Below are 8,000 nucleotides of genomic sequence, written 5' to 3' on the forward strand. Positions count from 1 at the left end.
GCGAGGGCAAGGGTCTCGGCTCCGGAACGTCCCATGCCGGATGGTGGTTCGTCAACGGGTCAGCGCCCGCGCAGCCGGTCGACCGCGATCCGGCCTGCCTGCGGCTCGTCGTCGGCGGGCACCGAGTCGGGATCGATGGACGCCGCGACCGAGCCCGCGGCCAGCGCGGTGTCGGCCGGAACCGCGCGCTTGACCAGGGCGAGGGCGATCGGGCCGAGTTCGTAGTGGTCCACGACCGTGCCGAGCCTGCCCACCGTGCGCCCGCCCGCGGTGATGTCGTCGCCGGTGGCGGGGCGCTCGTCCGCCGAGCCGTCCAGGTGCAGCAACACCAGGTGCCGCGGCGGCTTGCCGAGGTTGTGCACCCTGGCCACGGTCTCCTGGCCGCGATAGCAACCCTTGTCCAGGTGCACGGCCCCGTGTTCGGTCACGCCGCCGATCCAGCGGACCTCGTGCGGGATGGTCCGCTCGTCGGTGTCCGGACCGATCCGCGGGCGGACGGCCGCCACGCGCAGCGCCTCGAACGCCCACATCCCGGCGGGCACGGCGCCCGCCGCGGTGAGCCGGGTCCACAGATCGGTGAGTTGACTGCGGGGGATGACCAGGTCGAAGGAGTCGGCCGTCGGCCACGGCATCCGGCGCAGGAAACCGCCGCCGGGCAGCGGCGCCGCCTCGTACACGCCGGGCAGGGCAGTGATGCCGAGGGTTTCGGTCAGGCCGGCGACGCCCGATCCCAGCAGGCTCAGCACCGCGTGATCCTCGGCGCCGACCGGCTTGGCGTCGGCCCAGAAGACCATCCTCTGCAGGAACGCCAGCAGGTCGGGTCCGCGCTCGGCCTCGGTATCGATCCAGACGGTGCCGTCGAGTTCGGTGAGCACGAAGTGATGCTGCACCCGGCCGTTCAGATCGAGATCGAGGTTCTCCGCGGACTGGCCGTCGCCGAGAGCGGCGACGTGCTGACTGGAGATGGTGTGCAACCAGGTGAGCCGCTCCGCGCCGGTGATGCGCAGGACGAAGCGATGCGAACGGTCGACGATCGCGGCGCGGTCCACCGCCGCGCGCTGTTCGCCGAACGGATCGCCGTAATGCCAGGCGACGGCGGCATCTGGTGAACCAGCCGCTCCCGCGACGGCTCCCGACACACTGAGCAAGGGGCTGGGCGCTACGACCACGGACACCTCTCCCACTCTAGGCGGGGCGGCCGCGCGGTGCGCGAACCGGGCTGCCACGCCCGAGTCCGGCATAGCGGATCGGCATTGTGCGAGCATTCCGACCGGCGCTGCGGTCAACCTTGACAAAAGGTCTTGCGAAAGCGGCCGTGACGTAGGCATTGTCCGCTCCTACCGCCTACGCTCGTCGCATGGTGGATCGAGTTCTGGTAACTCTCGATGGCGCGGTGCATGATGCGGATGCGCCGTTGTTGTTTGCGGACGATATCGGCGTATTGCGTGGCGACGGAGTTTTCGAAACGGTGCTCGTGCGCGCGGGAGTCGCGTGCGCGATCGAATTTCATCTAGGCAGACTGCGCCGCTCCGCGCAGGCGCTCGATCTGCCCGAGCCGGAGCTGGGCAAATGGCGCGAGGCGGTGGAGACCGCCGCCAAGGAGTGGGGCAGCGATCGCGAAGGGGTGCTGCGGCTGGTGCTGACCCGCGGCCGCGACTCCGAGCTGGCCGGCACGCCCGACAAGGTCAAGACCGGCGATCTCGCCGCCGCCGTGCCGGTGCCGACGGCCTTCGTGCTGGTGGCGCCGGTGCCCGAGCGCGTGGAGAAGGCCCGCACCGAAGGCGTCGCCGTGGTGACCCTGTCGCGCGGCATCTCGGTCGACCTCGCGCAGGCGGCGCCGTGGCAGTTGCTCGGGGCCAAGACGCTGTCCTATGCCACCAATATGGCCGCCCTGCGGTTCGCCGCGCGGATGGGCGCGGACGACGTGATCTTCACCAGCACGGAGAACCGGGTTTTGGAAGGCCCGCGGTCCAGCGTGGTGATCGCGCGCGACAAGCAGTTGATCACCCCGCCCGCGAAGAACGGGGTGCTGCCCGGCGTCACCCAGCGCGCGCTGTTCGCCGAGGCGGAGAAGGCGGGCTGGCGGTGCCGCTACGAGTCGCTGTTCACCGCCGATCTGCTCACCTGCGACAGCGTCTGGATGCTGTCGAGCATCTCGCTGGCGGCGCGGGTCAATTCGCTGGACGGGCTGCGGATGTCGGCGCCGGACAACGCCGCGGAGATCATCGAGTTGGTCGATCGCGGAATCGAGCGGGCAGGCGCCATCGGCGACTGGTGACTGTGCCGCCTCTCCGGGTATTCAGGCCGTACTAGTGAGTGCTGCTCGGGTTGGTCGCAGGTCCTGCGTTGGGTGCCGGTCGAGTTCTGGGCGTACCCGGTGAGTTACCCATGTGCTCGCGAGATCAGTTGTCGCGTCGGCGTGGGCGGGTAGTGGCGTTGGCGAGGTCGGTTGTCGCGTTGGCGTGGGGGCGGACGGCGATGACCTCTCGCTGATTGGTGCCACGCCGTGATCTCCGTCCTATTCGGCGGGGAGCGGGGCGGCCATGAGCACGCGAAACCGGTGAAACGGCCCGGAAACGCCCTGGTCCAGTGGCCCAGGACGCATTGCCGCGAGCCTTCTCCGACGTACTCTTACTACGACACGTCGTAGATAACAGGAGGTCGGCTTGAACGCCTTGGACATCTCCCGATGGCAGTTCGGCATCACGACGGTGTATCACTTCCTTCTGGTGCCGCTGACCATCGGTCTCGCCCCGCTGGTCGCGGCCATGCAGACGGCGTGGGTCGTCACCGGCAAGCAGCACTGGCTGCGGCTGACCAAGTTCTTCGGCAAGCTGTTCCTGATCAATTTCGCGCTCGGCGTGGCGACCGGCATCGTGCAGGAGTTCCAGTTCGGCATGAACTGGAGCGAGTACTCCCGGTTCGTCGGTGACGTCTTCGGCGCCCCGCTCGCGCTGGAAGGCCTGATCGCCTTCTTCATGGAGTCGACCTTCCTCGGCCTGTGGATCTTCGGCTGGACCAGATTGCCGAAACTGCTGCACCTCGGCGCGATCTGGATGGTCGCGATCGGCGTGAACGCCTCGGCGTACTTCATCGTCGCGGCCAACTCGTTCATGCAGCATCCGGTCGGCGCCCGCTACAACCCGGAAACCGGTCGCGCGGAGCTGGAGAGCATCGTGGAGGTGCTCACCAACAACACATTGCTGGCGGCCTTCCCGCACGTGGTGGCCGGCTCCTTCCTCACGGCAGGCACTTTCGTCGCAGGCATCGCCGGGTGGTGGATGGTGCGCAACGCCCGCAGCGGCGACGAGGCGAAACTCGCCGAGGCGCGAGCGATGTGGCGGCCCGCCGCGCGGGCGGGCATCGTCGTGATGATCGTGTCGCTGGCCGGGCTGGTCTACACCGGTGACGTGCAGGGCAAGTTGATGTTCGAGCAGCAGCCGATGAAGATGGCATCGGCGGAATCGCTCTGCCACACCGCGCTCGACCCGGACTTCTCCGTGCTCACCGTCGGCACGCACAACAACTGCGACAGCGTGACGCACGTGCTCGAAGTGCCCTACGTGCTGCCCTGGCTGGCCGAGGGCCAGTTCACCGGTGTGACGCTGGACGGCGTCGTCGACCTGCAGAAGGCTTACAACGAGAAGTTCGGCGTCGGTGACTACCGGCCGAACCTGTTCGTCACCTACTGGTCGTTCCGCGCCATGATCGGCCTGTCGGCCGGTTCGGCGCTGCTCGCGCTGGCCGGGCTGTGGCTCACCCGCCGCGGCCGGGTACCGGACCAGCGCTGGTTCTCGTGGCTGAGCCTGCTGGTCATCCCGACGCCGTTCCTGGCCAACAGCGCCGGATGGGTGTTCACCGAGATGGGGCGTCAGCCCTGGGTCGTCGTGCCCAATCCCACCGGCGACCCGAACCTGCGTCTCACCGTGCAGCAGGGCGTGTCGAACCACTCGCCGGGCGTGGTGCTGTTCTCGCTGATCGTCTTCACGCTGCTGTACGGCGCGCTCGCGATCGTGTGGTTCTACCTGATGCGCCGGTACGTGATCCACGGACCCGATCCGGCGGCACCCGCGGCGACCGAGCCGCACGACACGGACGCGGACTCGGGCGGGCGCCGCGCCGAAGAACCCGCCGTCGAACAACTTTCGTTCGCCTACTAGGAGCCGGCGATGAGTCTGCAAGAAATCTGGTTCGTCTCGATCGGCGTGCTGTTCACCGGCTACTTCGTGCTGGAGGGCTTCGACTTCGGGGTCGGCATGCTCATGCCGATCCTCGGCAAGGGGTCCGACGCGCGCAGGCGCGCGGTGCTCAACACGATCGGGCCGGTGTGGGACGCCAACGAGGTCTGGCTGATCACCGCGGGCGCCGCGATGTTCGCCGCGTTCCCGGAGTGGTACGCCAGCTTGTTCTCCGGCTTCTATCTGGCGTTGCTGCTGGTGCTCGTCGCGCTCATCCTGCGGATCTGCGCCATCGAGTACCGCGGCAAGATCGACGACCCGCGCTGGCGGGCCCGCTGCGATATCGGCATCGGCATCGGTTCCTGGGTTCCGGCGCTGGCTTGGGGCTGGATGTTCGCCAATGTGGTGCACGGGGTTCCGCTGAACGAGAAGAAGCAGTTCGCGGGCTCGGTGGCGGATCTGTTCGGACCCTACGCAGTGCTCGGCGGGTTGGCGACCGGACTGCTGTTCGCGCTGCACGGGGCGATGTTCCTGGTGCTCAAGACCGCGGGCGTGGTGCGCGACGACGCCCGGCGCACCGCCCGGCTGCTGCTGGTCCCGACCGTGCTCGTGGTCGGCGGATTCGGATTGTGGACCCAGCTGTCCTACGGGACCGGCTGGACCTGGTTCCCGCTGGCACTGGCCGTGGCCGGGCTGGTCGTCGCGACGGCGGCCGATTTCGCGCACCGCGACGGATGGGCGTTCACCGGCACCACGCTGACCGTCGCGGCGGCCACCGCGCTGCTGTTCGGGTCGCTGTTCCCCAACGTGCTTCCCTCGACCATCGATGCGGCCTTCGACCTGACGATCCACAACGCGTCCTCGACGCCGTACACGCTGAAGGTGATGAGCTGGGCCGCGGCGCTGGTCACGCCGGTCGTGCTGGTGTACCAGGGCTGGACGTACTGGGTGTTCCGCAAGCGGATCTCCGTCGATCAGATTCCGGCCCCGGTCGGGCTGCCGCTGCGGCACGGGCAGGATTGATGCCATGGCCCGTCCGCCGATCGATCCGCGCCTGTGGCGGTACGCCCGCTCGGCGCGCAGCTACCTCGCGCTGAGCGTAGCGCTGTCGCTGGTCGTCACCGCCGCGATCGTGGTGGCGGCGGTGATGATCGGACGGGTGCTGGCCGGCGTGATCACCGACCCGGCTCTGCGGACCCTCGGCGCGTGGACGGTCGAACTGGTCGTGCTCGCGCTCGCGATCGCGGGCCGGGTGCTCGCCACCTGGTCGCAGTCCCGGCTGGCCCACCGGGCGGGCGCGAGCGTGGTGGCGGAACTGGAGAGCGCGGTGCTCGGTGCGGGCGCGCGGCTGTCCCCCCGCGAACTGGACACGCGCCGAACGGAGTTGGCGGTGGTCGTCGGCACGGGATTGTCGGGGCTGCGCGGCTATCTCGTGGGCTACGTGCCCGCACTGCTGCTGGCGGTGCTGGTGCCGCCGATCGTGCTCGCCGTCATCGCGGCGCACGATCTCACCTCCGGCGTGATCGTGGTGATCACGTTGCCGCTCATCCCGATCTTCATGATCCTCATCGGTCTGCTGACCCAGGGGCGCGCCGAGGCCACGCTCGCGGCGACCACCCGGCTGTCGGACCAATTGCTCGACCTGTTCGCGGGCATGCCGACGTTGCGCGCGCTCGGACGGGAGACGGGCGTCGCGGAACCGGAAACCCCGTCGCAGGGCGGCGCCGGGCACGCGCTCACCATGCAGCACCGCGTGCGCGATCTCGGTGACGCGCTGCGGCAGCGCACCATGCGCGCTCTCCGCATGGCCTTCCTGTCCTCGATGGTGCTGGAGATGCTCGCCACGCTGAGCGTGGCCCTGATCGCGGTGTCCATCGGGTTGCGGTTGGTGTTCGGCGAGATGAGCCTCTACGCGGGCTTGGTGGCGCTGGTGCTCGCGCCCGAGGTGTACCTGCCGCTGCGCATGGTCGGCGAACGGTTCCATGCCGCTCAGGACGGTATGGCAGCCGCGGACAAGGCGTTCGCGGTGCTCGAGTCCACCCCAGGCGAGCAGGCGGGGTCCGGCCTGGACGAGTCGTCGCGTGTCCAAGCGACCGATCTCTCTCCCGCACCGGTGCGCCACGACCTCGCCGCCCCCGGAACGGTCGAAGTTCGCGGGCTCTCGGTTCGGGCGCGGGACGGGTTCGCGCCCGCGGATCTGTCGGCGACCTTGCGGCCCGGCTCCCTCACAGTGCTCGCCGGTCCCAACGGAAGCGGCAAATCGACCGCGGTGCAGGCGATCCTGGGTTTGATCACGCCCGACCGAGGCGCCGTGATCATCGACGGTGTCGACGTCCGTGCACTGGACCCGGACCGATGGTGGGCGCGCGTGGCCTGGCTGCCGCAGCGGCCGGTGCTGGTGCCGGGCACGTTGCGGGACAATCTCGAACTGCTCGGTGCGCGAACGGTGGACCACGCCGCTCGCGGCCCGGTCCGCGTCGTCGACGATCTCGAAGCCGCGTGCGTGGCCACCGGTTTCGACGCCGTACTCGATGATCTGCCCGAGCGCTGGGACACCGTGGTCGGCCCCGGCGGCATCGGCCTGTCGCTCGGCCAGCGCCAACGCCTCGCGCTGACCAGAGTGCTGGCCGCCGATCGCCCGATCCTGCTGCTCGACGAGCCGACCGCGCACCTCGACGCCGCCGCCGAAGCCACCGTGCTGGCCGCCCTCCAGGTTCGCGCTCGCGCGGGCGCGACCGTCGTCGTCATCGGCCATCGCCCCACCGTCCTGGCCGCCGCCGACCACGTCGTCCAGGTCCGCGCCGACCGAGCGGAGGTCCTGCGGTGAGCGCCGGGACGTGCGGGCGCATGACCCCGCCCGGAGGGAACGGCGGCAGCCGATGGTCGACGATGGCGCGACCGATTCGGCGCGCCGACATGGCCGCGTCGCATACCCCCCCTCGCCCGGGCGCGACCGTCGTCGTCATCGGCCATCGCCGCACCGTCCAGGTCCGCGCCGACCGAGCGGAGGTCCTGCGGTGAGCGCCGGGACGTGCGGGCACACGACCCCGCCTAGAGGGAACGGCGGCAGCCGGTGGTCGGCGATGGCGGGACCGATTCGGCGCGCCGACATGGCCGCGTCGCATACCTGCGGCGCGCGCGAGGACCGGCCGGGTGGCCAAGGTTCGCGAGCCGATACGAGGGTCGGGCGAGAGGAGCGATCGCGATGACGCGAGCCGTTGCGCGCGACACCGGCTCCACGGTGTTCGGTGATCTGCGCCGGATGTGGGCGCTGCTCGAATTGTCTCGCCTACGTGTCGCGGTCGCGATCGGCTGGGGCGTGCTGGCGCTGGGCAGCGGGCTCGGGCTCGCCGCGCTGGCGGCGTGGCTGATCGCGCGGGCCTGGCAGATGCCGCCGGTGCTCGACCTGAGCATCGCCGTCGTGGCGGTGCGCGCCCTCGGCATCTCGCGCGGTCTGTGCCGGTACCTGGAACGTCTCGCCACGCACGACGTCGCCCTGCGAGCCATGACCACGGCGCGAACCACGGTCTACCGAACGCTGGCCCGGTCGGATTTCTGGCTGCGCCGACCAGGGGGATCGCGCAGCGGTGACGACCGGCCGGTTGCCCGGCCCGGGGAAACGAAGCCGCCGCGCCGCGGTGATCTTTTGGTCCGGATCGGCAGCGACATTGATGACCTGGGTGCCGTGGTGGTCCGCGTGTTCGTGCCGGTCGCCGTCGCGGTCGTCCTCTCGATCGCGGCGGTCGCGCTCCTGGCCACGATTTCACCGCCCGCGGCCGTGCTCCTGGCGGGTGCGCTGGCGCTGTCCGGCGTCGTCGCGCC

At 70.0% G+C, this 8,000-nt stretch carries 5 protein-coding genes and 1 pseudogene; 5 read left to right on the forward strand and 1 reads right to left on the reverse strand.

The window, feature by feature from the left end; translation table 11 throughout:
- Positions 1-59: 59 nt before the first annotated feature.
- Entirely contained in the window at positions 60-1,175 is a 1,116-nt protein-coding gene (gene ygfZ / locus ON19_RS03390) for a CAF17-like 4Fe-4S cluster assembly/insertion protein YgfZ (RefSeq protein WP_043686588.1), read from the reverse strand.
- Positions 1,176-1,357: 182 nt separating this feature from the next.
- On the opposite strand from ygfZ, the gene ON19_RS03395 reads away from it, so the two are divergent.
- The 5 genes and pseudogenes from ON19_RS03395 to ON19_RS03415 all read left to right on the forward strand — a co-directional run.
- Positions 1,358-2,278, forward strand: a complete 921-nt coding sequence (locus ON19_RS03395) for an aminodeoxychorismate lyase (RefSeq protein WP_043686536.1) — start codon at positions 1,358-1,360, stop codon at positions 2,276-2,278.
- A 388-nt stretch (positions 2,279-2,666) separates the two neighbouring features.
- Complete coding sequence (locus ON19_RS03400) at positions 2,667-4,160, forward strand: cytochrome ubiquinol oxidase subunit I (RefSeq protein ID WP_043686540.1); 1,494 nt, start codon at positions 2,667-2,669, stop codon at positions 4,158-4,160.
- Between the two features lie 9 nt (positions 4,161-4,169).
- Positions 4,170-5,201: a cytochrome d ubiquinol oxidase subunit II gene (gene cydB / locus ON19_RS03405; RefSeq protein WP_043686544.1), complete on the forward strand. Its 1,032-nt coding sequence runs from the start codon at positions 4,170-4,172 to the stop codon at positions 5,199-5,201.
- Positions 5,202-5,205: 4 nt separating this feature from the next.
- Positions 5,206-7,005 (forward strand): thiol reductant ABC exporter subunit CydD, encoded by a 1,800-nt coding sequence (cydD, locus tag ON19_RS03410; protein ID WP_083899112.1) that lies wholly within the window; start codon positions 5,206-5,208, stop codon positions 7,003-7,005.
- A 378-nt stretch (positions 7,006-7,383) separates the two neighbouring features.
- A pseudogene (locus ON19_RS03415) lies at positions 7,384-8,000 on the forward strand (ABC transporter ATP-binding protein); the annotation flags it as partial.

Source organism: Nocardia abscessus NBRC 100374 (genome assembly GCF_000308455.1).
GTDB lineage: Bacteria > Actinomycetota > Actinomycetes > Mycobacteriales > Mycobacteriaceae > Nocardia > Nocardia abscessus.

Coding starts and splice junctions, on each gene's coding strand:
- ON19_RS03395 (WP_043686536.1), top strand. CDS start 1,358: ATGGTGGATCGAGTTCTGGTAACTCTCGATGGCGCGGTGCATGATGCG.
- cydB (WP_043686544.1), top strand. CDS start 4,170: ATGAGTCTGCAAGAAATCTGGTTCGTCTCGATCGGCGTGCTGTTCACC.
- cydD (WP_083899112.1), top strand. CDS start 5,206: ATGGCCCGTCCGCCGATCGATCCGCGCCTGTGGCGGTACGCCCGCTCG.